Here is a 25,330-nt window from a genome sequence, read left to right as displayed (position 1 = left end):
AACCTCCGATAGATTTTTTCAGTATATAATAAACAACCCACTTTAACCACATGATACATTCAGCTATTCTCCAAGATAATCCCAAACTGGCTATTTTTTTACCGATTTACTATACCCTTTGGGCAGATAGTGTGTTGACAACGACCGAAATTACGGAGGTAGAAGCACTTATCCACAGGCAAGACTGGCTGAGTGTGGCCGAAAAAGACTGGCTTTTGGAGCAATTTAATCCAGTGAATCCGCCAAAACCAAAGGTATTGAAATCACTTCGAAAAGAAATCAGGTCTTTGGAAATAAACCATGATACCTTGACAGGCATTGGAATTTCATTGGCAAATAAATTACAGTCAGATATAAGTTATCCACAAACGGTTATAGATGATTTTGAAAAGACAGAGTTGGCTCTGGGTCTTTTAGGAAAAGAAGCAGGCTTTGCATTTAAATCAGGTCATCAGACGATTTCCAGTGAACATCATTCGGAACAAAATTTTAATGTCTCCGAGTTGATAAAGATGTTGGATGGTACACAGGGGGATTTGATTTCAAAAGTAAAAAAGGTCATAGCTGACCCTGCATTTGCGTATAGGGAGTTTGAAAGCCTACAAGATCAGCGAGAGCAAACACTTCTTTGGTGTCAGGAGCTTGCCAAACAGGGTTTTGGCGCTTGGGCATTTCCGAAGTTTGCGGATGGAAAGGATGATATGGAGGGGTATTTTGCCATTATGGAAACGCTCTCCTACCATGATTTGAGCATGGTGATCAAATTTGGGGTGCAGTTTGGCTTGTGGGGAATGAGTATTTTCTTTTTGGGCACTGAAAAGCACCATCGAAAGTATCTGAAAGATGTGGGAAGTCTCAAACTACCAGGTTGCTTTGCCATGACAGAGACTGGTCACGGTTCGAATGTGAGAGGCTTGGAAACTACCGCAACCTATAATCATGATACAAAAACCTTTACCATTCACACCCCCAACCCCGATGCACGAAAGGAATACATCGGCAATGCAGCATTGCATGGTCAGATGGCTACTGTTTTTGCCAAACTGATCATCGATGGAGAGGACTTTGGAGTGAATGCCTTTATTGTTCCTTTGAGAAATGCGGAAGGAAAACTACATGATGGTGTTCGCATTGAGGACTGCGGACGAAAGATGGGGCTCAATGGGGTAGATAATGGAGTGATTTATTTTGATCAGGTTGAAATCCCGAAGGAAAATATGTTGGATAAATTTTCTTCTGTTAATGAGTCAGGGGAATTTGAAAGTCCAATCAGCTCTGACAATCGACGGTTTTTCACCATGTTGGGAACCTTGGTTGGCGGTAGAATTGGAATCCCACGATCTGCCTTGTCTGCTACTAAAACAGGTTTGACAATAGCCATCCGTCACGGTGAAAAGCGAAAGCAGTTTGGGCCTGAAGGAGGAGAAGAGGTGTCTATTTTGAACTATCGCATGCATCAGCGTAGATTGATGCCGCCTTTGGCCACTAGTTATGCGCTTCATTTTGCTCTGAGGTATCTGACGGACCGTTTTATGAAACGTGAGGAGGAAGATGCGCAGGAGATCGAGGCCTTGGCTGCTGGATTGAAGGCTTATACTACCTGGTTTACCACAGCCACTTTGCAGGAGTGCAGAGAGACCTGTGGAGGTAAAGGGTATCTATCAGAAAATAGGATTGATGCGCTCAAAAATGATACAGATGTGTATACCACCTTTGAAGGTGATAATGTAGTCTTGATGCAATTGGTAGCTAAAAATAGATTGACTGAATTCAGACAGGAGTTCAGTGATATGAATTTGTTTACGGTTTTCAATTATGTGAGCAAACAGGCGAAAACGAGTATTACGGAAAAGAATCCACTGATTATTAGAAGTACTGAAAAAACACATTTGTTGGATTTCGATTTTCATCTCAGTGCCTTCCGCTATCGGGAGCGGGCAATTTTAGCAAGTGCTGCCAAACGAATCAAAAGGCATATTGATGAAGGAATGGACTCCTTTGATGCCTTCAATGTCGTGCAGCACCACCTAGTCAATGTGGGTCAGGCATATATTGAGCGTGTCATTTTAGAGGAGTTTCAAAAAGCGGTGATCGGAGCGCATGACAAAGGTGTGCAAGATGCCTTGACGCAGCTTTGTCAATTATACGCTTTGCATACCTTTGAGAAAAACAGAGGTTGGTACTTGGAACAGGGCTATATGGAAGGTGTTAAAACCAAGGCTATCCGGAAGGAAGTCAATCAGCTTTGTTGGGAGATCAGAAAAAATGCCTTAGCCCTTACCGATGCTTTTGACATTCCCGAAAGTTGCATCGCCGCTCCTATTGCTCACAGAAAACACAGAAGCCACGGAAGTGTTATTAAAGCCACTGATTAACACAGATTTTTTTGCTGACGCAAATTGGTAGGTTAAGCACTATCCAATATTTCCCTTTGTTTCAAGATTATTTCCACTTTATTTCGCTCAACCGCTAAGAAGCCAAGTTCACGCAAAGCACCCAAAGTTTTGCTACATCCTCGGTGCCCTCAGCGTCAATCTTTGTGTCCTCTGCGGTTAGCCTGCGACGAATAAGCATTTATTCTTCATTAAAACATTTGTCTCAGTAGTGCTGGAATTTCATCCTTCATCCCTCATCCTTCATTTCCACCATATTCCAATTCAGCCGATAATCATACTATCCACTAATATCCCAATATCTCAATATCCCAATATCCCAATATCTCAATATCTCAATATCAACAAATATCCCTACCTATTGATGATGATAAGGCTCATTTCTTAAGATGGTATGTGCCCGGTAGATTTGTTCCACGAAAAATAGGCGGACCATCTGATGTGAGAAGGTCATGGCTGAAAGTGAAAGTTTGCCGTTGGCACGTTTATAAACCTCATCCGAAAAACCATATGGACCTCCAATGACAAAAATTAAGTTCTTTAATCCAGCATTCATTTTTTTTTGAAGGTATTCCGAGAATGCAACGGAACTGTACTGCTTGCCCTGCTCATCAAGTAAAATCAAGTCATCGGATTGCTGTACCTTTTTGAGGATAAGCTCTCCTTCTTTTTCTTTTTGAGCAGCCTCGCTTAGGTTTTTGGAGTTTTTAATATCAGGAATGATATCCAACTCAAACTTCGTGTAGAAGCCCAAACGCTTGACATATTCCTGAATCAATTGTTCCAGTGCTTTACTGTCTGTTTTCCCGATGGCGATCAGCTTGATGTGCATGCTACAAAGGTACAACTTACCAATCATATAAAAAGAAAACCCAAAGGGGTACATCAACCCGTCTATTTTGACAACCAACGGTCTACATGCGTCAATAAATTATAAACTGCTCATATTCATCACTTTTATGTAAACAAAAGTCTAGTTTATCGTCTTGTAACGGTACTAACCAAATCTATATTTAACATGAAAAAATTATTGTCTTTCGTGGCTCTAGTTACATTTTTTGTGACTTCCGCATTTACGCTTAACAACAACTCAGAAATCTATGCTGATGAAGACATCGTAGATTTAGCGGTAAAAACTGAGTTTCTTTCTACATTGGTAGCAGCTGTGCAAGCTGGTGAACTAGTAGACGTTTTGAAAAGTGATGGTCCTTTCACTGTGTTTGCTCCCACTAACGAGGCTTTTGCAAAATTGCCTGCTGGTACTGTAGAAAACTTGTTAAAGCCTGAAAACAAAGCTCAATTACAAGCGGTATTAACTTTTCACGTAGTACCTGGAAAAGTATATGCTAAAGATCTTTCAGATGGAATGACTGCTAAAACAGCTCAGGGTTCTGAAGTAACTTTTAAAGTGTATGATGGTAAAGTGAAGGTGAACGGAGCAAAAGTTACAACAGCTGATATCGAAGCGAAAAATGGTGTTGTGCATGTGATCGATACAGTGATCCTGCCTGGAATGTAATTAGTTGTCTGTCTATTTTGAATCTAAAGCCTCAGAAGTTTTTTGGGGCTTTTTTTAATGTCCACGAATGGCGCCAATTTCACGAATCTTAATTCTACCTTCTAAAAATCAATAAGTTCACAGATTTACACTGATGAGTCTTGTTTATTCCCTCCGTTCACCTTCATTCTAAATACTCTTCCCCTGCATACAGCAGGCAAGTCTCGCTTCTCATTTCTAAAAAAAGTCCCTCCATTTCTGAAGGGACTTTTCTTGCAATCTTACTTGATAAATCCTTTTCGCTTCAGGATTGTTTCGACAAACTTGATGTCATTGTCGGAATAAAAAATCGTGAAAGGGAGGTAGATGAACTGTGCTTTTGATATGGTTAATACATAAGCATCTTTTTTTATTTCGGCAGTTTTGATCATACCCCAGTTGATAGGCATTCCTTGTTTAGCATTAAGCTTCATCAATACCTGTCTGCTATCAATTTCATAAGCCATTTTTTCAAAGATCACTTTGTTTTGTTCCATTTGGGAAACACCTGCAAATTGAATTACCCAGAAAAGAAGGTACAGCACATAAGCCAAGATAGCCATGCTGATCCACCACCAAGAAGGAATCCAAAAATAACCGCAGGCAATTGCTACAGCAATCAAGACTACCCACCACTGCTCTTTCAGCACATTTACAAGACCCATTTTGATATAGGTACCAGTGTCTAATTTGTATTTTTTCGTTTTAACTATCATTCGCTTGATTTTTCAGGACGCAAATATCCGATTATAAGTCCTATTTCACAAATTCTTAGGTTTTTTGCTCCAGATTTCAACAAAAAAAAATAAAGGATGTTAAAAAAATTGACATGCTTTTCAAATGTTGTTAAATTAAAGCAAATTTCAGAATATGAGTAGTTTAGTAGTAGACTTGATGTTATGCGGAATGGCCTATGTGGTGTTGATATACTTCATCGCTACGCTAACAAAGGCAAGAATCCCTCGCAATAGAGATAATGGGGATGACGGAGATGGAGGTGTAGAAGATCTGACTCCTCCCAAAATCGATTTGCCTCCTGGAGTTATTTGGCCTGCTGATGGTCCCGTTAAGCGTATCAAAGACCCGGTTGACGCGTAGTCTAAGTTTAATTACATTTATCGCAAACCCCTTGGACCAATAGAGAAATCTCTTTTTTTGAATAACCTTTGGGTAATTCTATAGATGGTAAGCTAATTTCATCAATACAAGTAGTATCTCCACACTTTTCACACTTGAAATGCACGTGTTCATGATGATGAGGTGTCTTATCTTCATGGGAATGTGTGCACAAGGCATATTTGGTTGCCCCGCTGTCATCTAATACTTTATGCACGAGATCTGAATCCAGAAAAGTTTTTAGCGTACGATAGATGGTCACCCTGTCGAAATCATCCTTTAATTTTTCTTCTAGGTCAGCATGTGTCAATGCCACCTGTCTATCCAAAAAAGTTTTTAATACATCCTTTCTGCACTTTGTGACACGTAACTGATGCTGCTGTAAGAGTTGAAGTGGAGTTTTTCCCATGGGTTCATTGTGATTACTGCGCATTCAAAAATAGGAAAGAAAATCAGGGAAGACAAAAAAGCCGGCTCAATTGTGAGCCGGCTATAATCCTTATTTGGGATCTAAGATTTTTTTGATCCTTGCAAGTGCATCTTCCAAATGCAATCTGCTAGCTCGATCAGACGTTCTTCCGATAGCAGCAGAGATCTGTCTCTCCAAGGTTTTCAGTTCACCACGTGCCATAGGACGGATGTCTGATTGGGAAGCGTTGATTTGAGGTCCGGCAAATGCTCTAAAATTAGCCGGCAAGTTTGGTTCATTGCCTGTTAACAACAGTTCTAAGCGCTCGATGTGCGCACGCTGTAAGCTTCTTCTATGAACATCGATGGTTCTTCCGCTGCTTAGTTCGGTCCAAATGCCTGCTCTCAAGTCATCAAATAGCTCGAACATGGTGTATGCGTCCTTACCGTTGAGCGCTTCATTTTCGATCATACGACCTAAGCGACCCCACTCTAATATGCCATTTAAGGTTCCTACTTGTACACCACGGATTCTTTCTAAGGCCCCAAAATCACCTGTTCTGGAGATAATTTTCTCATCCATCAACCAGGTCGGTGTAGCAAAAAGCTCTTTGTTGATAAACTGAACAGCACTTTTTTGCTTGGCTTTGTCCACATGTACATATACTTCTTCTCCTTGACCGGCAGATTTATAGTATTCGTAAACCCCACCTACATTGGTACGTACGTGACCCATGTAACGGTTGTACTGACCGATTACCTGACCGTACATTTCATTTAGGTCAGCATAATCTTTGAATGGCTTATCTTCTTCTGCTGTCCACTCCATCAAATTAGGAAGGATGATTTTCAAGTTTTTGATACCATAGTCCGAAGCTTTCATCGCATCATCTCCTAAGTCTTCGCTCTGTGTACTTGGATCATAATTATTTCCCTGTCTACCAAATCTGTAAACCGGATCACCAGCCTTTTCCAAAATCCATTGATTCAAGATTGGTTGCTCATCTTCTGGGGTTTTGGCATCTAATATTGGCTTATATCCCCACATAATGGAGTATTTATCATATGGACCTACATCCGGCATCAAACTTACATCCTTATCACCTGGCTGAGCGATGTAATTGAAGCGAGCATAATCCATAATAGATGGAGCTGTTCCAAATTCCTTAGTAAAAGTTGCAGAGCGCAAAGAGTCCACAGGATAAGCATGCGAAGAAGCAAAATTATGTGGTAAGCCCAAGGTGTGCCCTACTTCGTGCGCAGACACAAATCGGATTAATCGACCCATTACTTCCTCTCTGAATTTTACACCTCTAGCCTCAGGATTGACTGCTGCAGTTTGAATGAAGAACCAGTTTCTCAACAAGTTCATCACATTGTGATACCATCCGATGTCAGATTCGATGATTTCACCGGAACGTGGATCAGATACGTGTGGTCCGTATGCGTTCTGTATGTCAGAAGCAAAGTAACGAATTACTGAATACCGGGCATCTTCCGGACTCCAGTCAGGGTCTTCTTCAGGACTTGGAGGATCCATTGCAATGATGGCGTTTTTAAATCCGGCTTCTTCAAAAGCTGTCTGCCAGTCTTCTACACCCTGCTTCAAGTATGGTCTCCATCTGTCTGGAGTTGCAGGGTCAATATAAAATACGATTGGTTTTTTAGGTTCTACTAATTCACCTCTTCTGAACTTATCATAATCCTCTTCTTTCACTTCCAATCTCCATCGGTCCAAGAAAGTTCTTCTAGTCGCCTTTTGTTCATCCAATCCATAATCCACTACAGATCTACTAAACCAACCTACACGTCTGTCTGATAAACGTTGCATCATAGGCTCTTTTGGAAGAAGTACCATGGAGGAGTTCATTTCCAAAGTAATCAACCCTGTACTTGAATTGGAAGGAGGGTTAGTCGCCGCATAGGTCATTACATAGCGGGCTTCGATATTAATTGGATAAGGAGAGATTCTATCGATGTAAGAACGCTCATTGTCTAATCTTGTGACACGAAACTGTTCTCTTCTATTTCTCGGAAGTCCGATGGCTTGTACATCTTTAGAAAACAAATCCGTCACTTCTATTACCACACCATTTCCATCTTTGGCTTTTGCTTTAATATCAAATTTTTGAAGGATAGGCTCCAAGTTGGAGGCCTTTACAGCTGTGAAAATAGGTAGTGAGTCAGCAGCAGTATTGCTGTAAGAAACCACCTTTAGAAGGACATCATTCATGTTTTTATCCCATCTCACCAAAAGTGTATTGGTACGCTCCCCTCCGTAACCAATGCCATCAGCAGTTTTGGCAATGGTGGTTACGATTAGCATTTCCCTTCCCAATAAGGAATCAGGGATTTCGTAGAAATACTTGCTGTCAATTTCGTGAACCTTGAATAGACCTTCTTTGGTCTTGGCTTTGTCAGTAATGACTTCGCCATAAGGTTTTGGCCCAGGTCTGTTTGCCTGAGGTCTTGGGGCAGGCGCTGCCGCAGGTGCCGCTGCCGGAGTATTTTTGGCATCCTTTTTCTTTCGTTGAGCAAAAGCATCCTCTGCAAAGAAGAATGCTGTCAGCACAAGAAGTAAAGAAAGCCCCTTTCGGCAATAATCGATTGTAAACTTCTTCATGTAAATTTTGGTTGACTAGATAATAAGCTTTGAATTAACTCACTTCGGAGCTATTTTCTTAAATTTCCTCCATACAATTTTACAAGCGGTTACACATACAAATAAAAGGTTCAACAAAACGATGCAGTACAGGGATATAATCATCATTGGCGGAGGATTGGGAGGGTTGATAGCTGCATGCATGTTGGCAAAAAAACAACGACAGGTTTTGGTAATTGAGAAAAAGGCCTATCCTTTTCATAGGGTCTGTGGGGAGTATATTTCCAATGAAGTAAGGGCTTTTCTTCAGCGTGAAGGGTTATTTCCCGCTCATCTGGAACCGGCTGAGATCAACACCTTTCAATTGTCTTCCATTGATGGAAGTCTTGCTGAGTTGAAACTTGGACTTGGTGGATTTGGAATCAGTCGCTATGCTTTGGATTTGTTTTTGTATGAAAAAGCCAAGTCCTTGGGAGTGGAGTTTCTCTTACAAACTCAGGCAGAGGAACTTGTTTTTAATGCAAAAGAAAATAGCTTTACTATACACCTGCAGCATGGACAAGTATTCACTGCTACTCATGTAGTAGGAGCATTTGGAAAGCGCTCTAAAATTGATAAAGCGATGAGCCGGGAATTTATGAATCAACGCTCTCCTTACATAGGTGTAAAGTATCATATCCGTACAGATTTTGATCCTCATACAGTAGCTTTACATAATTTTGAAGGAGGATATTGTGGTGTCAATAGGGTTGAAAATGATGTTTATAATTTGTGTTACTTAGGTTCTAGGGATTCGCTAAAGAAGTATGGAAACATCCCCGATATGGAAGCAGCTGTCTTGCATCAAAACCCACATCTTAAAAGGATTTTTAGCGAATCTGAATTTTTATTTGACAAAGCAGAGGTCATCAATGAAATCAATTTTGAACCGAAATTACCCGTGGAAGGGCATGTTTTGATGGTAGGAGACGCTGCAGGCTTGATAACGCCTCTGTGTGGTAACGGAATGGCTATTGCCATGCATACAGGAAAGTTGGCTGCTGAGCAAATTATTCACGGAGGAGCAAGAGTAGTGATTGAACAGAATTATTCGAATGCTTGGAATGGCTTGTTTAAGCAACGATTATGGGTTGGTAGGACCGTTCAAAAGCTATTTGGTGCCCGTTGGGTTTCTTCGCTTGCGGTAGGTCTAATAAATAGTTCCAGGTTTTTGGGCAATCAGATTGTCAAGCAGACACACGGCAGACCCTTTTAATCAATAGAACACTTGCATGATTTGGGTATTTTCGAGAAAGTACCAAATGAAAAAAGTATTTAATGCAATGCCTGAAATTCTGTTCATCCACATGGCCCAATCGTAGTTGATGTATTTTTCTGGGGATTTTTTGGCAAACATGAACCAAACCAAGAAATATACCATCACCGGAGCTAAAGCCCCTAAGAAAACAAAGAAAGCCTGATCTTGATTTCTGCTCAAGAAGTACCAGCCAAAGGAGGCGCCGGCTATCAAAAACCAAATCGCTGAGAAAGCAAAGGTTCCTTGTATACCTAATTTTAAACTGAGGGTTTGGTCTCCTCTTTTGGCATCTTCTTCATGTTGATAGATTTGTGTCAAAGGATAGGAGCCCCAAAGCATTACCGAAGTCAACATTCCCGGAATCAAAACATGACTTTTGGTGAAAATATCCCAACCAAAATCACTTAAGCCAGCATAAGCCATGCAAAAGGTAAAACAGCCCTGAAAGAATCCTGCAATTATCCAGCTTCCGTAGGCATACTTTTTCAAACGGATGGAAGGATGGGAATAAGCCATGGAAACTAAGCTGTAGACCAATAGCATGCTGGCAAACTGCCAATTGATCATTGCTCCCAACCCAATTGCTATGGCAGTAAAGATTAAGGATAAAAAGTATAGGCCTTTGCTAACTTTTGGGGGATTTCTTAAGCCCCCGATACTTTTTTCATCTTTATCAAAATAGGAGTTATATCCATTGCTTGCGGGATATAAAAACAAGTGTAAGCCAATGAATACCAGCAGTAATCGCTCGGGATTATGGTTTGGGGTAAGAGCCAAGGCGAAAAAAAATACAGGCATTAAGTAGAAGGAAAAAGGAATGCGGAGATGTTTCCAGCTTGCTAAAGTGAACATAAATCTATTTTTATTCTTAACTTTTGTCCGATGCTCTTGTTTTAACTGAGTTGTCGAAGATAGCGATAAAAAACGATTTTAAATGAATAATAGCATAGTGAGCATAGGTACGGCGAATCCAGGCTCTGGAATTCCCCAAATGAGGATAGCCGATTTTATGAAAATGGCTCACCGGTTAGATGACTTGGATGCTCGAAAGCTGCAATTTGTATACAGACAATCTGGGATTGAGAAAAGACACAGCGTACTAGAGGATTTTAATTATTCAGATCCACAAAAGTTTACCTTTTTTCCATCCAATGAATCTTTGACCCCCTTCCCAAGCACAAAAGCTCGGATGGAAGTTTTTCGTCAAGAGGCACTTCCTTTGGCAAAAAAGGCTGTTGCAGAATGCCTGATTGGAGGGGAAACTTATCCTAATGAAGTTACGCATTTGATACTGGTTTCCTGTACTGGGATGTATGCACCGGGTTTGGAAATTGATATTATCCAAGAGCTTGGACTCCATTCATCTGTGGAGCGATATGCCATTCATTTTATGGGCTGTTACGCGGCCTTCAATGCCATACGATTAGCGGACCGTTTGTGTGATGCTAGCTCGGATGCTAAAGTATTGATTGTCTCTGTGGAATTATGCACCATTCATTTCCAGCGGGAGTTTACGGAAGACAATCTATTGGCTAATGCTATATTCGCAGATGGAGCAGCTGCGGCATTAGTGTCCAAAACAAACGAAGGATTGAAAATTAAGGACTTTGATTCTAAATTATTTCCAGAGGGTGCCTCCGATATGGCTTGGTCTATTGGAGACTTTGGATTTGAGATGCGCTTAAGTAAATATGTTCCCGAGCTACTGAGTAAAGGGCTTCAACAAATCAACGATTATTTGGAAAGTACCTTTAAACTCTCATCCATTCGCCATTTTGCCATCCACCCTGGAGGCAAACAAATCCTTCAAAAAGTTGAGGAGGCTTTTGGTATTGAGGTATCTCAGGATAAGTTTTCTCATGAAGTTTTGAAAGAATTTGGAAACATGTCATCCACCACCATTTTATTTGTTTTGAACAAATGGTTATTGGATGAAAAATCCGAAGGAGATATTTTAGCCATGGGTTTTGGACCTGGATTGACTTTGGAAACCTTATTGCTGGAAAAATGAAACATGATTTCAAGCATAGAAGTACCGAAAAAGAAATCATGGATGACCTAGCGGTCGGTGGAGAGGTGCTGGATCAAACACTTCATGAGCTTCGGGTGATCAATAGACTTTTGGGAGGCAACTATGTTAGCACTTCTGGCTTGGAAAAGTTAATGAAACAGGTACCCCAACCACATTATTCCATTGCCGACTTGGGTTGTGGAGGAGGAGATATGATTCGGGTAATGCATAATTGGGCAAAACTAAATAAATTAAACTGCTCATTTATTGGGATTGACGCCAATCCCCATACCATTGCATTTGCAAAGGAGAACCTCAAAGATCTCAAAGGAGTAGATTTTGAGGTGATGAATGTGTTTGATGAAAGTTTTTCTGATGGACAAGTAGATATCATTACCTGTACCCTTTTTACCCATCATTTCACCGATGAGGAACTAATTTCAATTTTTAAGGCTTGTAAAAAGAAAGCAAAAATTGGTCTAGTAATCAATGACTTGCATCGTCATCCGCTTGCTTTTTACAGTATTTCTTTACTGACCCGGTGGTTTTCAAAATCACCCATGGTTAAAAATGATGGCCCCCTTTCTGTCAAAAGATCCTTTAAAAAGAAGGATTGGGAACGGGTTTTGCATGCTTCCGATATATCAAATTTTACCTTATCTTGGCATTGGGCTTTTCGCTGGAGAGTGATTATCCCGATTATCCAATAATTTTATAACCATTAAATTTTATAAGCTACTATGGAAACAATAGATCTGCAAGAAATCAATGTTTGGAAAGATAAAGCCATAGATATGGCCTTTCAGTTGGGCCCTGTTTTACTGAAAGCAACAATCCTGCTTTTGATTGGTAGATGGGTTATTCGGTTTTTACTAAATATGCTAGGAAGAACTTTAGATAAATACGAAATCGATGCATCCCTAGCTACCTTCTTTAAAAGCTTTTTATCTGCTGTTTTATGGGTGGTTTTGTTGATAAGTGTAGCCACTACCTTGGGTATGCAAATGACTTCCTTTGTTGCTATTCTTGGTGCAGCAGGTTTGGCTGTTGGTTTGGCCTTGCAAGGCTCCCTTTCAAATTTTGCCGGAGGAGTGTTGATACTAGTTTTCAAACCCTTTAGAGTTGGAGATGCTATAGAGGCTCAAGGACACTTGGGAGCTGTGGAAAGTATAGATATCCTCTACACCAAAATCAGAAATTTTGATAATCGCGTGGTAACCGTTCCTAATGGGGCATTGGCTAATAACAGTATTGTTAATCTTTCACAAAAGCCAACAAGACGTGTGGAAATGAAAGTTGGCGTAGCTTATGGTACTGATTTAACAAAAACAAGAGAGGTTATTTTGAATGTCTTGAAAAAGGATGATCGCATACATGAAGATCCCGCTCCTAGTGTTCATTTCATGAGTTTTGGGGATAGTTCATTAGACCTGACGATTCGTTGTTGGGCGGATGCTGCAGATTTATGGCCTGTGTATTGGGATAGCATGGAAGCAATTAAGATTGCCTTTGAAGAGCATGCTATTGAAATTCCTTTCCCACAAAGAGATGTCAATCACTATTACCCGGAGGGGAAAAAATAAAAAAAGGGAGCAATTTGCTCCCTTTTTTTATTCTGCTTCTTTCCACTTTTTCTCTTGTGCTTTCGACTTTGTGTTTGAAGCACAACCAATATTCTTGGTCAATGATATGTCCGAAGGCAAACCGCCAAAATCAAAGGTGATTTCCTCTTCAAGGGAAGAGTTTTGTTCACTGTTTTTCGGAGGGTTTTTTTTCTTGGATTCCATATCAGTTTACGAATTCAGCATCTACAAGGATAAAGTTTAGCTCTTCAATATCTTCTTCGTTGAGTTTGAGCTTTCCTCTGATTTTTACAATTTCATCTGTCTTGAAACGCTTGTTGGGTTTGTTTTTTAAGTAACCTACTACAATACTTTCAGGACCTGCACCACCACAGAAAAAGCACTCTGCCATCGGGAATTTAGATACAATGGCTATATTCGAATTATTCATATCCAATGGAATATAAAAGCCTGATACCGTAACCGTTTTTCCTTCAATTTCTTTTAACTCATCCGGGAATCGTGGATACAGGAAATACATACCAAACTCCCGATTAAGTTTTTCGACGAAACGTGTTTTGGAAAAGAGTGCCCACATATCCGGGTCCTGATTTACCGTCGCTCCCATTAATAAGACAGAAGCCAAAGCCGCAACTAGTAATTTTCTCATCATTTTCAGTTTAATGAATAAAGACTCCGCAATATACGGAGTCTTCTTGTCAACCACCATCATTCAGATGAAGAGAACACTACATGAATGAGATAGTTCAAAGCTAGCTGTAAATTTTAATAAATGCAATAATGTTGCATAAAAATTAACTAGATGCCGTCGAGGGATGCTTATCTTTGTACCATGATTTCATCTTTTGATTCTGCGTATCTCCGTTCCTTAAAGAAAAAAAGCAACCAAAAAATAGCATTCTTGGCCATTTTGAGATTGTTGTTCTTTATTTTACTTATCACATTCTTGATTTTAGCATTTGCTGAGCACCCGTTGTACATCTTGGCGGTATTGGCGACTTCTTTTGGATTTGCCTACCTCATTAAGTTATTCAATAGCGAGCAGGACCTGCAAGGCCTGATTCGAGCATTGTTACAGATGCAGGAAGAACGTGTATTGAGGGCAGCACGCGATCTTTCCAGCTTGGATGCTGGGGAAGAGTTTACAGATAAGGAGCACCCTTTTGCAAGTGATTTGGATTTGTTTGGTAAGCATTCTCTTTTTCAATTGTTAAATCACACCGTGACCAAAGGAGCAAGACAACTCCTCGCGAGCCGCTTACGCATGCAGCAACCGGATTCTGATTCCTTGTCAATTCAGCAGGCTATTCCCGAATTAAGTCAGAAGTCAAACTTTCTCCAATTATTTGAAGGCTTGGGAAAAGCACATCACCAAGATGCGCGTGATTTTCAGCTTTTTGAAAAGTGGTTAGGTAAAGAAGAGCATTGGAAGGCCTTTTATTGGCTACCCATGGTACTTGGTCCGCTTGGTGGAGTTGCTGTATTGCTTGCAGCGGTTTTTGGTTGGATGCCGCCTGCCTTAGTGGGAATATGGATTCTGCTTGGTGTAGCTATGATGGGGGTTTCGCATAGCTATTTGAAGGAGGTTGCAGCGTTACTGCCAAGTTTTTCACAGACAAAAATGTATCGCTTATGGGCTGAGCAAATTCACCAAGAGCCGTTCACAGACTCCTACTTAGTAAACCTTTCTCAAGAATACAGAGCCAAAAAAAATCCGATATCCAAAGGACTTTATTCCTTGGAACAGTTGACATTTTTGATTCAAAACCGCTTCAATTTGATGTACATTGTACTCAATGCTTTTTTTTGGTTGGATTTTATTTTGGTCAGGAGGATTTTTAATTGGAAGCAAGTTTTTGCTTCTGGCTTGGGTGGGCTCAGGGAAAACCTGGATCGTTGGCAATTATTGGTTTCCTATGCCATTTTTGTTAACGAAGAAGGCCTGACTTGTTTTCCTACATGGATTAATGAATCAAGTTTACAGGTCACTCAATTGAAACATCCATTGATTGGAAAAGATGTTGCAGTGGGCAACGATTTTTCTATAGATTCGAGCACCCGGACCATCTTACTTACCGGAGCCAATATGTCCGGGAAAACCACCTTTATGCGAACCATAGGTATCAACTTGGTCTTGGCTAATCAAGGTTTACCTGTTTTTGCCTCCTCATTTCAAGCCTATCCTTTTCAACTGTTTACCAGTATGCGCAATTCTGATAATTTAGGAGAAAGTGTCAGTTCTTTTTATGCAGAGCTTGCACGGATCAAAAAGATTCTATCTGAAAGTGAACGGGCTAAACCTGTATTTTTCCTGATGGATGAAATCCTAAAAGGGACCAACACCACCGATCGAATTATGGGTTCTGAAGCGTTGATTGAACAGCTCGCAGCCACTTCCGCCAAAGGTATTATTTCTACCCATGACATAGAATTGAGTGCTTTGGAAGAAAAACATTCGTATTTAAAGAATTTCAGTTTTCACAGCGATATTCAAGATAATTCCATTCATTTTGACTATACGATCAAAATGGGTCCATGTCCTGCCTTCAATGCTAAAAAACTGATGCAATTGATGGGGATACGACTGTGAGGCTGAGTTCTGAATTTTTATCGTATTTTTGAGCTTTCAAACCTGTCCATGAACCAGCAAAACTATCAGCAGCAGACCTTAGGTATTCTTGGCGGAGGCCAATTGGGACGCATGGTGATCCAATCTGCCATTTCTTATAATATCGATGTACACATCTTAGACCCAGATGAAAATGCACCTTGCAAAACCATTTGCCAAAAGTTTGTACATGGGAATTTGAAGGACTTCGATACGGTCTATGCATTTGGTAAGGATTGCGATGTGATAACCATTGAAATCGAGCATGTCAATACGGAAGCATTGGAAAAGCTGGCTGCCGAAGGCAAAAAAGTGTATCCACAACCGGATTTGATTCGGTTGATCCAAGATAAGCGAGTTCAAAAGACCTTCTATCGGGCGAATGGTATTCCCACCGCTGATTTTATCCTGACAGACTCTAAGGAGCAGGTTTTGGCAAATGCAGATTTCTTACCAGCAGTCAATAAATTAGGTAAAGAGGGCTACGATGGTCGTGGTGTGCAAATTTTACGTTCATCGGAAGATTTACAGAAGGCATTTGAAGCACCTAGCCTATTGGAAAAGTTGATTCCTTTTGAGCAGGAGTTGGCAGTAATCGTTGCAAGAAACGAACGAGGGGAATTGAAGGCTTACCCACCTGTGGAATGTGCCTTTCATCCAACAGCAAATCTTGTTGAGTTTTTATTTGCTCCCGCCGCTGTATCGGATGTGATTGCAGAAAAGGCAAAACAGGTAGCCATACAGGTGATAGAAGCGCTGGGCCTTATCGGGATTTTAGCAGTGGAGCTTTTTGTTACCAAAGAAGGAGAAGTACTTGTCAATGAAATAGCTCCCCGCCCACACAATAGCGGACACCATACCATTGAGGCCAACTTTACCTCACAGTTTGAGCAGCACATGCGTGCAGTGATGAACATGCCATTGGGAAATACTGAATTACGAATGCCTGCTGCCATGGTCAACCTATTGGGAGAAGAGGGTTTTTCAGGAGATGTTTTGGTAGAGGGTCTGGATGAGGCAATGGCAGAGAAGGGAGTGTATGTGCATTTATATGGTAAAAAGACCACCAAGCCATTTCGTAAAATGGGCCATGTGACCGTTTTGGATGAAGAAGTGGATCAACTCAAACCACGTGCATTGGCAATTAAAAATCTCATAAAAATAAAATCTACAAAAGCATGAACCCTCAGGTTGGAATCATCATGGGCAGTCAGTCAGACTTGCCGGTAATGGCCGAAGCGGCTGCATTTTTGGAAGAAATAGGCGTTCCATTTGAATTGACAGTGGTATCTGCCCACAGAACCCCGGAGCGTATGGTGGATTATGCTACTACTGCTCGTGAAAGAGGTTTGAAGGTAATCATCGCCGGAGCGGGAGGAGCAGCACATTTGCCTGGAATGGTAGCATCCATGACTTCATTGCCGGTGATCGGTGTTCCTGTCAAATCATCCAATTCCATTGATGGTTGGGACAGTATTCTATCCATCTTACAAATGCCTTCGGGGATACCTGTAGCAACGGTAGCATTGAATGGAGCGAAAAATGCTGGAATTTTGGCTGCTTCTATCGTAGGTGCTTATGATCAGGAAGTTGGCAAAAGGATGGATGATTTTAAAGCAGGACTCAAGAAAAAAGTTGAGGATTCCGCTGAAGAAATTGAAACTAAAGGCTGGAAGGCCTCGTTAAAAAAGTAAGATTGTAAAGAAAGTTTACTAGATTGATTGGTGGGGCGGATCTCTTCGGAGGTCCGCTTTTTTTATGAAAGTGTGTACCTTTGGGAAAAAGACAGATGGACTTAAAGAAGAATATTAAATTCAAAATAGGATCTGAGGATTGGGAGATGCCCCTAGGAACATTACTTTTGCTAGGTGGCATCACTTTATTGCTGATGATTGGAGGTGGCTATATGGGTTTCAAGTTAGGTCAAAGCCTTCAACCTTAATCCTCAAATATTCCCCAACCATCGGGATATTTTTCGAACTGTTCAAAACTTTTAACCCAAGGCAAAAATAAGAGCCTGATTTCTTCTATTCCATCCCGCAATAACTCCAAATGATCTTCGGTATCTGTTTTATTCAATACTAGTTTGAACGATGTTGCATACATTTTTTTAGCAGTGATTTTAAAAAGCACAGCATAGTCCATTTTTTCCACAAAGTTTTCATTGGCCTCTACTTCATGATAGGTTTTTTCCAAGGTATCACAGCAGTCTAGGAGTTCTATTCCATAGAGTTCTCTGCGCGCTTTATCCAAAAGGCTCACCAAAAACTTGGTGAGTATTTTAACCTCTTGGATTTTTGCTGGAAGTGGATTCATAGGCACTCCTTGTACAGGGTCCACAGAAATTGGAGTTGTTGCTCGTTGTTCCGAAGGGCTAATTCTTTCTTCCATAAAAACTAAAATTTAAACAATACAGGGATTCAATTAGAGATAAAATGAGGGCTTAGCCTTTGACTACATGTTAGAAAGGTAACACGTCGTCTGCACTATCATCCGAGAAGGATGTCACGTCAGGACCACTACTTTTGGTAGCATTCACAGCCTGTTGTTGGGCAGATCCTTTCTGCACTTTCCATGCTTTCACATCGGTGTACCACTTACCATTATACTCTCTACTTTCTACATCAATAGAAATAGTCACTTGCTCGCCATTTTGTAATGAAAACGAATCAATATTATCTCCCCATACAGTTACACATACTTTTTTAGGATATTGTGCATTGGTTTCCAGAATGTAGTCTTGTTTCTTCCAAACTCCATTTTTCCCATTACCGCTCTGTAAGGGCATAATTTGAATGATTTTTCCGCTTAGTTCCATTGAATGTTTTTATTTATCTACGAAATTAATAAAAAATTCGCTGAACTATTGCACGTAGACAAGGGATTCAATACATTTGGTTTTAATCTTTTCATCTTTCACACAAACAATATACTATGGCATAAACCTCTACGTTATTTAACAGTCATTAAATATGAATAAGAGGATTAGTCCCAAAGACTCTGACCTAATCAGACAGTATAGAAGCGGTTCTGAACACGCATTTGAACAATTAGTAAACAAGTATAAGTCAAGAGTGTATACTACAATCTATCTGATTGTCAAAGATCAGGCGATTGCAGAAGATTTACTTCAGGATGTATTTGTTAAGGTAGTTCAGACCTTAAATGCAGACGGATATAACGAGGAGGGGAAATTTCAGCCATGGTTGATGCGGATTGCACATAATCTAGCTATTGATCATTTCCGAAAACGTAAACGCTACCCTACCATTTTGATGGAAGATGGCAGCAATGTTTTCAATACCATGGAGTTTGCCGAACGAACCATTGAGGAAATCCGTATCCAAGAAGATACGACCCAGTTGGTACGTAGACTCATTGATGAATTACCTGAAACGCAAAAAGAGGTATTGATCATGAGACATTACATGGATATGAGTTTTCAAGAGATTGCCGAGCAAACCGGCGTCAGCATCAACACAGCATTGGGCAGAATGCGTTATGCTTTGATGAACTTGAGGAAAATGATGAAACAATTAAATGTTGCCTATGATAAAACCTTTTACCCCAAATGACCTGGTACGATACATCTATCAGGAAATGAGCGAGGGAGAAACAGAATTGCTAGTGCAGGCCTTACACAGAGATGAAGTACTGATGGAAGCGTATATGGAATTGCTGAGCACGATGCAACATCTCGATCAAGCCATGATTACTCCCTCGGACGTTGTAGTAAAGAGCATTCTCAGGAAAGCTAAATCTACCGGACTTGAAAAAGTTTAATGTAATTTAAACATGGTAAGGAGCAGATAACCTCCTTAAAATCAAAGGCCAATCTGAAAAACAGATTGGCTTTTTCTTTTATGATTTTAACCTCTCCTTCGTCTTTTCATGTAGATAAAATCTCTAGTCCTAGGCTTGTTGGTAACACTGAAATAAATTAATGGTCCAATTACCGGCACCGCAAGTATTACCCAAAACCAATAGAATTCATGCTTGCCTAAGTTCCCGTGTTTGATGGCTAACCATAGATGACCAATTCCATACAAAGTGGCAGAGATGTAAAGGGTCAAGATAAACAATTCTGTAATCATGGTATATGCTGTTTAATAAATGCTTCAGTATCTCTCAAGAGCTCAAGATACGTTTGATCACTGAATCCATGACCCTTGCCAGGGAAATATTGTACGAGTTTGGAAACGTTATTTTCACCAAGTACCCGCTCCAATTCTTGACTTTGGGATACAGGGACAACCGTGTCAACCGTGCCATGAAAAAAAGCTGTTGGCACTGAATTGTTGGTTATAAAATTAAGCGGGGAGCTGTTGATATACAATTGTTGTTGGGTATTTATATCTCCAATCATACTGTTAAATAATATTCCTGCAAAAGCATTGGTCTGAGCTAGCATGATCAAATCTGTCGGTGGAAAAAGTGCTACGCATACGTCTACAAAGCTGTTATCATTTTTATAACTATGTAGCAAAGCTAAATGACCGCCAGCACTGGCACCTGCCAAGACTACCTTGTCAGATAGATTCCATTCCCTCAATTTGGATTTGATAAAATTGATGGCAGCTTTCACATCTTCTTCCTGAGCGGGAAATCTATTGATATTTCCAATCAAATTGAACAGGCGATAATTGATAGCGATGTAGGCATAATCCTCCTGTACGGATTCAAACAATGGTTTGAAGTCTCTAAATTCTGCTTTGTCACCATCGATCCATGCACCTCCATGAATCCAAATCAGCACTTTGGTTCTGTCTTGTGAGCGATTGGCAGGCAAATACACATCCATCTTTTGGCGATCAGCCATCCCATAAGCTAAATCTGATAGTTCTATCGCTACCGATGGGTCCAATACAGGCTCAGAATCTTGTTGACAACTACTGAATACAAAAGCTATCAAAAAGCCAGCAAACAGAGATCGAGTGAAGAATTTTTTCATGAACAAAGAATTTAAAAACCACAATTTACAAACGTTGCTGAGAAAAACTTGTTATTAAATTGATAATTTGCTTTCCAAAATAACTGAGTAGCCCATGCTGAAGAAAGAACGATACGCCGCCTTTATCAATTATTTTTCTGAAAATATGCCCGTTGCAGAAACTGAATTGGAATATGACGATCCATTTCAGCTGTTGGTAGCCGTCGTCTTGAGTGCACAATGCACCGATAAGCGAGTGAATATTGTCACTAGGAAACTCTTTCCGGCTTTTCCCACACCGGAACATTTGGCTTCATCCAATTTTGATGAACTATTTCCATACATTCGATCGGTCTCCTATCCAAATAACAAAACCAAGCATCTCCTGGGTCTAGGGAAAATGTTGGTGGAGGATTTCAACTCGGAAGTACCATCAACTGTGGAGGACCTTATCAAATTACCGGGGGTGGGGAGAAAAACAGCTAATGTAATTACTTCGGTTGTTTGGAACCAACCCAACATGGCGGTAGATACACATGTGTTTCGCGTTTCTAAGCGCTTGGGATTGGTACCTCAAAAATCCAAAACCCCGCTTGAAGTAGAAAAACAGTTGGTGAAATTTATTCCTAAGCAGCACATTCATGTAGCACATCATTGGTTGATTTTGCAAGGACGTTATGTTTGCCTTGCCCGAAGACCTAAATGTGAGGAATGTAAAATCACACACTTCTGCAGGCATTTTGAGAAAAATGTACAGCCCAAAATGCTAGAAAATCCAGAAAACCAGGGTTGAGATGTGTGGGATTAATCTGCTCATTCGAAAAAATAATCTGACAGAAGGTATTCAACACATGATGCAGGCCACAGCTCATCGTGGTCCTGACCATTCCGCATTTCATGTGCATGCGCAACAATTAGCTTTCGCAGGTAATCGCCTGAAAATATTGGATATGAGCGATGCTTCCAATCAACCTTTTTGGTCGGAAGATCGACAGCAGGTGTTGATTTGGAACGGTGCTTTGTATAATTACCAAGATCTAAGGAATCTTTTACTGGAAGCAGGGTATACATTCAAAACCAACTCTGATACAGAAGTACTGCTCTATTGGTTGAGCTTCAAAGGAGTAGATGGATTGAAGGCCTGCAAAGGGATGTTTGCACTAGCATTTATTGATTTTCGTTCTCAGCAAGTGATTATCTTACGGGACTTTTCGGGTGAAAAACCACTATACTATTGGAATGAAAGGGACGAGTGGATTTTTTCATCGGAGCAAAGAGGGATTGTAGCTGCACTCACAGAGCAGCCGACAATTGCTTTGGATCAATTGGAGGCATTCTTTACTTTGAGGCACACAATTCCTAATCAAGGGTTTTTTAAAGGAATTGCTCAGGTATTGCCTGGTCATGGATTGGTATTGGATTTTGATGGCAAAGTCATTCAATCGGTACAACTCCCCTTACCTACCTTTGAAGGTCAACGAACACAAGAGAATTTTGAAGAGCTACTAAAAGATGCCGTTCTTCACAATTTTCATACAGAGCGAGCCGTGGGAATGGTGTTAAGTGGAGGAGTAGATTCATCCTTGCTCTATGCACTGTGGTATGAGGAAACCATGCAACCCATGCCGACATTTACCGCTACTTTTGAGAAGCGATACCAAAAAAAATATACGGATCCAGGTTTTGTAGAAAAATTGCAAGGGCTGTATCCCAGTCTCCATCATCCAGTTTTTATTTCATTATCAAAGGTTCAGGAATCGTGGGATCAATATATCGAAGATTTGGATATGCCAATTGGGGACAGTGCAAGTTTCCTTACTTGGATGATAGCCAAGGAAGCCAAACAAGAAGTTCAGGTGCTCATATCTGGAGCTGGAGCAGATGAATTATTTGGTGGTTACAATCGACATGCTGCTTATGCAAAATATCTAAGAAACTCTTCATTTTATAGCTCTTTGAAATGGACACGTCCACTTTTGGGAAAAATTCCTTCGGTACACAAATTTCTTTCAGCTGTAGATTCAAACCCTTCTAAAACTTTCCTGCGAATGGCTGCTTTAGAAAATCCAACAGCTGATTTTGAGGATAGGTTATTGGAATTTTATCCCAAAGAAATGAGTCCATATAAGGCAGCCTTGGAATGGGATCGAACGGTTTATCTAGTGAATGATATTTTAAAAATTCACGATAATGCCTGCATGGCCCATGGCATCGAAGGAAGAGCTCCATATCTTTCTCAAGACTTGATTGCCTTAAGTCAACGAATGAATGAAGAAGAGCATTTGAGGCTCTTAGGCAAGCAGTGGTTAAAAGAAGCATTGATCAAACGAGGGTTAGGAAGGACTGCTAGGCGGAAAAAACTGGGTTTTGGCCTTCCTTTGCAGGAATGGCTGCAAGAGGGGGAGTTTAGAAATTGGGTATTTTCTGAAATTAAAAGATTGGCCCCAGCTTGGGAAGCGCATTTTCCTGAACAAATTCGTAGGTTTGTACATGAACCGGAGCGAATAGCAAACAGGCAGTTTTTGCAGGTTTGGAATTTGTTCTTGATCCTTTCATGGCTTGAAAAACACAGCTAATTATGCGTATTTTCTATATCCACCAGTATTTTGTGACTCCTAAACAAGGGGGAGCTACCCGCTCTTTCCACCTTGCTAAAGGTATGGTGCAGCATGGTTTGGATGTGGAAATGATTACCTCCCATTCGGAAGATTTTTATGATTTTAAAATCATTGATGGGATCAAAGTTCATTACCTTCCAGTGGCTTATTCCCAAAAAATGGGGTTTGTTAAACGAATATGGGCATTTCTAGGATTTGTTCGTCAAGTCAAAAAGTTGATTTTAAAGATTCCGCGTCCAGACTATTTGTATGTCACCTCTACTCCGCTGACTACTGGTTTGATTGGATTGTGGGCCAAACAAAGACTAGCCATTCCTTACATCTTTGAAGTACGGGACCTTTGGCCAGATGCTCCTATTCAGGTGGGTGTTATTAAAAATCCTTTTCTGAAAAGGTATCTATGGGCCTTGGAGAAAAAAATCTATCGACAAGCACTAAGGATTGTGGCATTGTCTCCAGGAATAGCTAACGCTATTCGTGGAAAAGTTCCCTCAGCAGAGGTTTCAATTATTCCCAATTTTGCAGATTTATCCATTTTCCAAGTAGCTTCCAAAGCACCGGAGATTCTTCAAAAATTTGATATACAGGATCAATTGACCATCATCTATGCAGGCGCCATTGGTAAAGTAAATGCCTTGCCTGAATTATTGGAGTTAGCCTCCCGCACTCCCCATCAATTTCTGATCATGGGCGAAGGTTCAGAGTTAAACTCCCTGAAGCAACAAGCAGCCAATAGAGGCCTGAAAAACGTCCGTTTCTTCCCCTTTGGATCCAAGCAGGAAGTGCAGGAATTGATGACCTGTGCAGATGTTGCCTTTATTTCATTTGAGAGATTGCCTATATTTAAAACCAATAGCCCGAACAAATTTTTTGATGCCTTGGCTATGGGAAAAGCCATGTTGATCAATCAAAAAGGTTGGGTGTGGGAATTGGTCAAAAACCAAGAGCTAGGCTTTTATCATGACGCTGACAACCTTGATAAAACAATCCGCCAATTGGAAGAATTATCCCAAAACCCTGCTTTGTTAAAGAATATGCAAAGGAATGCCCGGCAGTTGGCGGAGGCTTACTTTAATTCGGATATAGCTATTGCAAAGGTCTTGCACGTCATTGACTCGCAACAGTTCCCGGCATCTTTCAACGACGAGGTTTATATCCGGACTGCCTGAAAATCTTATTTTTGTCAGACTCTCGCATCAGGTCTGGTAAAGACAACTTATTATTGAAGCGGTAATCATCTACAATATTCCAGCCTAGCCAACGTCCGATTCTTCCGGGTGCATCTGGACTGATTTCATCAGTGAAAGGAGCCTCACCTGTATATTTTCTGATTTCAAATGGATTGGTTTCAAAGAATAAGTCATTCTCTACAAAATGCGCCCAAATAAATTCTTCATTTGCCCAACACGCGGCAATTTCCTCAGGTGTGTAGCCAATGATATAATCATCTGATGTACAGGGCAATATGCTTTTGGTAAAATGATAGGCTTTGCCATAGAAAATCATTTCAGCCAAAAGAGAATTTTGGCTCATGTCTGTCTCATTGAAAAAGGAAGAAATTGCTGTGACAATGTTAGGAATGATATATTCTTTTTGGTAACGCTTACTGATATATTGGGGTAAATCTGGTGGTTGGAATCTATGGGTAAATGGTAAATAATAATCCAAACCAATGACCAAAAGATCATCCGTAACTACCAAATCTGAGCTGAATCCACTTACAAAGGTGTATACTTTTGGGATTTTGAATTCGGGGAAATAAAAGCTGATGTATGCAAATGCTTTCTCCAATTCACTTTCTAGATCCTCAATGTCTCCAAACTCCTGTTGTACTTCCTCATACAGCTCCATCATCAAGGAGTCCTGATGAATCATCCACAGTTCGGCAGCTAACTCCTCTTTGGAATTGTAACTATTGATTAGCAAATATTTTTCGGCGAATAAAGGATGTTCTTCCAGTAGGTATAGCAACTCGGCCTCATCTTTTGCTTGAAAAAAGGAATTTTCCAAGCGTTCGATCATGATGGAAGGCTTGACAGCCAAAATTTCTGCATCAAGCTCACAAGATTTCTGTCCTTGTTTGCAGGAAAAGAGTAAGAAAAAAAACAATGCCCAAATCCAAGTTTTTCCCATGTTTTGTGGTTTTTGCCTTCAAATCTACACTTTAACGATGATAAATCAGCAATAAGTTTAGGAGTGTACAATTTTCTCACGAGATTTGTTACCT

General features: G+C 40.5%; 27 protein-coding genes. 15 read left to right on the top strand and 12 right to left on the bottom strand.

Features of this window, described 5'->3' with window-relative positions; all coding sequences use genetic code 11:
- Window positions 1-50 precede the first annotated feature (50 nt).
- Complete coding sequence (locus tag ACXIUD_RS10630; RefSeq protein WP_458052615.1) at window positions 51-2,375, top strand: acyl-CoA dehydrogenase family protein; 2,325 nt, start codon at window positions 51-53, stop codon at window positions 2,373-2,375.
- A gap of 376 nt (window positions 2,376-2,751) precedes the next feature.
- On the opposite strand, the gene rlmH is transcribed toward ACXIUD_RS10630, so the two are convergent.
- Entirely contained in the window at window positions 2,752-3,225 is a 474-nt protein-coding gene (gene rlmH / locus ACXIUD_RS10625) for a 23S rRNA (pseudouridine(1915)-N(3))-methyltransferase RlmH (RefSeq protein ID WP_458052614.1), read from the bottom strand.
- A gap of 186 nt (window positions 3,226-3,411) precedes the next feature.
- Between rlmH and ACXIUD_RS10620 the strand changes: the two genes are divergently transcribed.
- The gene (locus ACXIUD_RS10620; protein ID WP_458052613.1) at window positions 3,412-3,912 is read left to right on the top strand and encodes a fasciclin domain-containing protein; all 501 of its coding nucleotides are present in this window, start codon (window positions 3,412-3,414) and stop codon (window positions 3,910-3,912) included.
- A gap of 260 nt (window positions 3,913-4,172) precedes the next feature.
- Here ACXIUD_RS10620 and ACXIUD_RS10615 read toward each other — a convergent pair whose 3' ends face one another.
- The gene (locus ACXIUD_RS10615) at window positions 4,173-4,646 is read right to left on the bottom strand and encodes a YcxB family protein (RefSeq protein ID WP_458052612.1); all 474 of its coding nucleotides are present in this window, start codon (window positions 4,644-4,646) and stop codon (window positions 4,173-4,175) included.
- Window positions 4,647-4,800: 154 nt separating this feature from the next.
- Here ACXIUD_RS10615 and ACXIUD_RS10610 point away from each other — a divergent pair, with 154 nt between their 5' ends.
- A complete protein-coding gene (locus ACXIUD_RS10610; RefSeq protein WP_458052611.1) occupies window positions 4,801-5,028 on the top strand; it encodes a hypothetical protein in 228 nt (75 codons plus the stop codon).
- 7 nt (window positions 5,029-5,035) lie between these two features.
- Here the strand turns inward: ACXIUD_RS10610 and ACXIUD_RS10605 are convergent, their stop codons facing one another.
- Together ACXIUD_RS10605 and ACXIUD_RS10600 are read right to left on the bottom strand one after the other, a co-directional pair.
- On the bottom strand, window positions 5,036-5,455 hold the full coding sequence (locus tag ACXIUD_RS10605) for a Fur family transcriptional regulator (protein WP_458052610.1): 420 nt from the start codon (window positions 5,453-5,455) through the stop codon (window positions 5,036-5,038).
- Between the two features lie 90 nt (window positions 5,456-5,545).
- Window positions 5,546-8,077: a zinc-dependent metalloprotease gene (locus tag ACXIUD_RS10600; RefSeq protein ID WP_458052609.1), complete on the bottom strand. Its 2,532-nt coding sequence runs from the start codon at window positions 8,075-8,077 to the stop codon at window positions 5,546-5,548.
- A 19-nt stretch (window positions 8,078-8,096) separates the two neighbouring features.
- Here ACXIUD_RS10600 and ACXIUD_RS10595 point away from each other — a divergent pair, with 19 nt between their 5' ends.
- The gene (locus tag ACXIUD_RS10595) at window positions 8,097-9,311 is read left to right on the top strand and encodes an NAD(P)/FAD-dependent oxidoreductase (protein WP_458052661.1); all 1,215 of its coding nucleotides are present in this window, start codon (window positions 8,097-8,099) and stop codon (window positions 9,309-9,311) included.
- On the opposite strand, the gene ACXIUD_RS10590 is transcribed toward ACXIUD_RS10595, so the two are convergent.
- Window positions 9,312-10,205: a UbiA family prenyltransferase gene (locus tag ACXIUD_RS10590; RefSeq protein ID WP_458052608.1), complete on the bottom strand. Its 894-nt coding sequence runs from the start codon at window positions 10,203-10,205 to the stop codon at window positions 9,312-9,314.
- Between the two features lie 82 nt (window positions 10,206-10,287).
- On the opposite strand from ACXIUD_RS10590, the gene ACXIUD_RS10585 reads away from it, so the two are divergent.
- Genes ACXIUD_RS10585 through ACXIUD_RS10575 form a run of 3 tightly spaced genes read left to right on the top strand, consistent with a single transcriptional unit; the run spans window position 10,288 to window position 12,947 of the window.
- A complete protein-coding gene (locus ACXIUD_RS10585; RefSeq protein ID WP_458052607.1) occupies window positions 10,288-11,364 on the top strand; it encodes a type III polyketide synthase in 1,077 nt (358 codons plus the stop codon).
- Window positions 11,361-12,074, top strand: coding sequence for a methyltransferase domain-containing protein (locus ACXIUD_RS10580; RefSeq protein WP_458052606.1), 714 nt, complete (start codon window positions 11,361-11,363; stop codon window positions 12,072-12,074). The genes ACXIUD_RS10585 and ACXIUD_RS10580 overlap by 4 nt, the downstream gene beginning before the upstream one ends.
- A 30-nt stretch (window positions 12,075-12,104) precedes the next feature.
- A complete protein-coding gene (locus tag ACXIUD_RS10575; RefSeq protein ID WP_458052605.1) occupies window positions 12,105-12,947 on the top strand; it encodes a mechanosensitive ion channel family protein in 843 nt (280 codons plus the stop codon).
- 27 nt (window positions 12,948-12,974) lie between these two features.
- Here the strand turns inward: ACXIUD_RS10575 and ACXIUD_RS10570 are convergent, their stop codons facing one another.
- Both ACXIUD_RS10570 and ACXIUD_RS10565 read right to left on the bottom strand, forming a co-directional pair.
- The gene (locus tag ACXIUD_RS10570; protein WP_458052604.1) at window positions 12,975-13,151 is read right to left on the bottom strand and encodes a hypothetical protein; all 177 of its coding nucleotides are present in this window, start codon (window positions 13,149-13,151) and stop codon (window positions 12,975-12,977) included.
- A gap of 1 nt (window position 13,152) precedes the next feature.
- Window positions 13,153-13,596, bottom strand: coding sequence for a hypothetical protein (locus tag ACXIUD_RS10565; RefSeq protein ID WP_458052603.1), 444 nt, complete (start codon window positions 13,594-13,596; stop codon window positions 13,153-13,155).
- A 183-nt stretch (window positions 13,597-13,779) separates the two neighbouring features.
- On the opposite strand from ACXIUD_RS10565, the gene ACXIUD_RS10560 reads away from it, so the two are divergent.
- From ACXIUD_RS10560 to purE, 3 genes are read left to right on the top strand one after another with little or no spacing between them, the layout of a single operon-like run.
- Window positions 13,780-15,537 (top strand): MutS-related protein, encoded by a 1,758-nt coding sequence (locus ACXIUD_RS10560; RefSeq protein ID WP_458052602.1) that lies wholly within the window; start codon window positions 13,780-13,782, stop codon window positions 15,535-15,537.
- 48 nt (window positions 15,538-15,585) lie between these two features.
- Window positions 15,586-16,737, top strand: coding sequence for a 5-(carboxyamino)imidazole ribonucleotide synthase (locus ACXIUD_RS10555; RefSeq protein WP_458052601.1), 1,152 nt, complete (start codon window positions 15,586-15,588; stop codon window positions 16,735-16,737).
- Window positions 16,734-17,249 (top strand): 5-(carboxyamino)imidazole ribonucleotide mutase, encoded by a 516-nt coding sequence (gene purE, locus ACXIUD_RS10550; RefSeq protein WP_458052600.1) that lies wholly within the window; start codon window positions 16,734-16,736, stop codon window positions 17,247-17,249. Before ACXIUD_RS10555 ends, purE begins: the two co-directional genes overlap by 4 nt.
- 244 nt (window positions 17,250-17,493) lie before the next feature.
- Here the strand turns inward: purE and ACXIUD_RS10545 are convergent, their stop codons facing one another.
- Window positions 17,494-17,946: a hypothetical protein gene (locus ACXIUD_RS10545; protein WP_458052599.1), complete on the bottom strand. Its 453-nt coding sequence runs from the start codon at window positions 17,944-17,946 to the stop codon at window positions 17,494-17,496.
- A 70-nt stretch (window positions 17,947-18,016) separates the two neighbouring features.
- Window positions 18,017-18,373 carry a DUF3127 domain-containing protein gene (locus tag ACXIUD_RS10540; RefSeq protein WP_458052598.1) on the bottom strand — a complete coding sequence of 119 codons (357 nt, stop codon included), beginning with the start codon at window positions 18,371-18,373 and terminating at the stop codon, window positions 18,017-18,019.
- A gap of 154 nt (window positions 18,374-18,527) precedes the next feature.
- On the opposite strand from ACXIUD_RS10540, the gene ACXIUD_RS10535 reads away from it, so the two are divergent.
- Window positions 18,528-19,130 carry an RNA polymerase sigma factor gene (locus tag ACXIUD_RS10535; RefSeq protein WP_458052597.1) on the top strand — a complete coding sequence of 201 codons (603 nt, stop codon included), beginning with the start codon at window positions 18,528-18,530 and terminating at the stop codon, window positions 19,128-19,130.
- Window positions 19,105-19,338 (top strand): hypothetical protein, encoded by a 234-nt coding sequence (locus tag ACXIUD_RS10530; RefSeq protein ID WP_458052596.1) that lies wholly within the window; start codon window positions 19,105-19,107, stop codon window positions 19,336-19,338. Before ACXIUD_RS10535 ends, ACXIUD_RS10530 begins: the two co-directional genes overlap by 26 nt.
- 86 nt (window positions 19,339-19,424) lie before the next feature.
- Here ACXIUD_RS10530 and ACXIUD_RS10525 read toward each other — a convergent pair whose 3' ends face one another.
- Both ACXIUD_RS10525 and ACXIUD_RS10520 read right to left on the bottom strand, forming a co-directional pair.
- Window positions 19,425-19,649 carry a hypothetical protein gene (locus ACXIUD_RS10525; protein ID WP_458052595.1) on the bottom strand — a complete coding sequence of 75 codons (225 nt, stop codon included), beginning with the start codon at window positions 19,647-19,649 and terminating at the stop codon, window positions 19,425-19,427.
- The gene (locus tag ACXIUD_RS10520; protein ID WP_458052594.1) at window positions 19,646-20,506 is read right to left on the bottom strand and encodes a prolyl oligopeptidase family serine peptidase; all 861 of its coding nucleotides are present in this window, start codon (window positions 20,504-20,506) and stop codon (window positions 19,646-19,648) included. The genes ACXIUD_RS10525 and ACXIUD_RS10520 overlap by 4 nt, the downstream gene beginning before the upstream one ends.
- A gap of 94 nt (window positions 20,507-20,600) precedes the next feature.
- Here ACXIUD_RS10520 and nth point away from each other — a divergent pair, with 94 nt between their 5' ends.
- The 3 genes from nth to ACXIUD_RS10505 are packed head-to-tail and all read left to right on the top strand — an operon-like array spanning window position 20,601 to window position 24,272.
- Window positions 20,601-21,278, top strand: coding sequence for an endonuclease III (nth, locus tag ACXIUD_RS10515; RefSeq protein WP_458052593.1), 678 nt, complete (start codon window positions 20,601-20,603; stop codon window positions 21,276-21,278).
- 1 nt (window position 21,279) lies between these two features.
- Window positions 21,280-23,061, top strand: a complete 1,782-nt coding sequence (asnB, locus tag ACXIUD_RS10510; RefSeq protein ID WP_458052592.1) for an asparagine synthase (glutamine-hydrolyzing) — start codon at window positions 21,280-21,282, stop codon at window positions 23,059-23,061.
- 2 nt (window positions 23,062-23,063) lie between these two features.
- Window positions 23,064-24,272 (top strand): glycosyltransferase family 4 protein, encoded by a 1,209-nt coding sequence (locus tag ACXIUD_RS10505; RefSeq protein WP_458052591.1) that lies wholly within the window; start codon window positions 23,064-23,066, stop codon window positions 24,270-24,272.
- Here ACXIUD_RS10505 and gldB read toward each other — a convergent pair.
- Complete coding sequence (gldB, locus tag ACXIUD_RS10500) at window positions 24,241-25,236, bottom strand: gliding motility lipoprotein GldB (RefSeq protein ID WP_458052590.1); 996 nt, start codon at window positions 25,234-25,236, stop codon at window positions 24,241-24,243. The genes ACXIUD_RS10505 and gldB overlap by 32 nt on opposite strands.
- Between the last annotated feature and the right edge of the window lie 94 nt (window positions 25,237-25,330).

This window comes from Mongoliitalea sp. (assembly GCF_054166905.1).
This window is presented reverse-complemented; position numbering and strand designations above follow the sequence as displayed.

Bases quoted from the DNA above. Each gene is read 5' to 3' on its own strand.
- ACXIUD_RS10530 (WP_458052596.1), top strand. From the start codon at position 19,105: ATGATAAAACCTTTTACCCCAAATGACCTGGTACGATACATCTATCAG.
- ACXIUD_RS10525 (WP_458052595.1), bottom strand. From the start codon at position 19,649: ATGATTACAGAATTGTTTATCTTGACCCTTTACATCTCTGCCACTTTG.
- ACXIUD_RS10580 (WP_458052606.1), top strand. From the start codon at position 11,361: ATGAAACATGATTTCAAGCATAGAAGTACCGAAAAAGAAATCATGGAT.
- ACXIUD_RS10565 (WP_458052603.1), bottom strand. From the start codon at position 13,596: ATGAGAAAATTACTAGTTGCGGCTTTGGCTTCTGTCTTATTAATGGGA.
- ACXIUD_RS10540 (WP_458052598.1), bottom strand. From the start codon at position 18,373: ATGGAACTAAGCGGAAAAATCATTCAAATTATGCCCTTACAGAGCGGT.
- ACXIUD_RS10630 (WP_458052615.1), top strand. From the start codon at position 51: ATGATACATTCAGCTATTCTCCAAGATAATCCCAAACTGGCTATTTTT.
- purE (WP_458052600.1), top strand. From the start codon at position 16,734: ATGAACCCTCAGGTTGGAATCATCATGGGCAGTCAGTCAGACTTGCCG.
- ACXIUD_RS10605 (WP_458052610.1), bottom strand. From the start codon at position 5,455: ATGGGAAAAACTCCACTTCAACTCTTACAGCAGCATCAGTTACGTGTC.
- ACXIUD_RS10585 (WP_458052607.1), top strand. From the start codon at position 10,288: ATGAATAATAGCATAGTGAGCATAGGTACGGCGAATCCAGGCTCTGGA.
- ACXIUD_RS10555 (WP_458052601.1), top strand. From the start codon at position 15,586: ATGAACCAGCAAAACTATCAGCAGCAGACCTTAGGTATTCTTGGCGGA.
- ACXIUD_RS10535 (WP_458052597.1), top strand. From the start codon at position 18,528: ATGAATAAGAGGATTAGTCCCAAAGACTCTGACCTAATCAGACAGTAT.
- gldB (WP_458052590.1), bottom strand. From the start codon at position 25,236: ATGGGAAAAACTTGGATTTGGGCATTGTTTTTTTTCTTACTCTTTTCC.
- asnB (WP_458052592.1), top strand. From the start codon at position 21,280: ATGTGTGGGATTAATCTGCTCATTCGAAAAAATAATCTGACAGAAGGT.
- ACXIUD_RS10575 (WP_458052605.1), top strand. From the start codon at position 12,105: ATGGAAACAATAGATCTGCAAGAAATCAATGTTTGGAAAGATAAAGCC.
- ACXIUD_RS10520 (WP_458052594.1), bottom strand. From the start codon at position 20,506: ATGAAAAAATTCTTCACTCGATCTCTGTTTGCTGGCTTTTTGATAGCT.
- nth (WP_458052593.1), top strand. From the start codon at position 20,601: ATGCTGAAGAAAGAACGATACGCCGCCTTTATCAATTATTTTTCTGAA.
- ACXIUD_RS10600 (WP_458052609.1), bottom strand. From the start codon at position 8,077: ATGAAGAAGTTTACAATCGATTATTGCCGAAAGGGGCTTTCTTTACTT.
- ACXIUD_RS10615 (WP_458052612.1), bottom strand. From the start codon at position 4,646: ATGATAGTTAAAACGAAAAAATACAAATTAGACACTGGTACCTATATC.
- ACXIUD_RS10560 (WP_458052602.1), top strand. From the start codon at position 13,780: ATGATTTCATCTTTTGATTCTGCGTATCTCCGTTCCTTAAAGAAAAAA.
- ACXIUD_RS10570 (WP_458052604.1), bottom strand. From the start codon at position 13,151: ATGGAATCCAAGAAAAAAAACCCTCCGAAAAACAGTGAACAAAACTCT.
- ACXIUD_RS10620 (WP_458052613.1), top strand. From the start codon at position 3,412: ATGAAAAAATTATTGTCTTTCGTGGCTCTAGTTACATTTTTTGTGACT.
- rlmH (WP_458052614.1), bottom strand. From the start codon at position 3,225: ATGCACATCAAGCTGATCGCCATCGGGAAAACAGACAGTAAAGCACTG.
- ACXIUD_RS10545 (WP_458052599.1), bottom strand. From the start codon at position 17,946: ATGGAAGAAAGAATTAGCCCTTCGGAACAACGAGCAACAACTCCAATT.
- ACXIUD_RS10610 (WP_458052611.1), top strand. From the start codon at position 4,801: ATGAGTAGTTTAGTAGTAGACTTGATGTTATGCGGAATGGCCTATGTG.
- ACXIUD_RS10505 (WP_458052591.1), top strand. From the start codon at position 23,064: ATGCGTATTTTCTATATCCACCAGTATTTTGTGACTCCTAAACAAGGG.
- ACXIUD_RS10590 (WP_458052608.1), bottom strand. From the start codon at position 10,205: ATGTTCACTTTAGCAAGCTGGAAACATCTCCGCATTCCTTTTTCCTTC.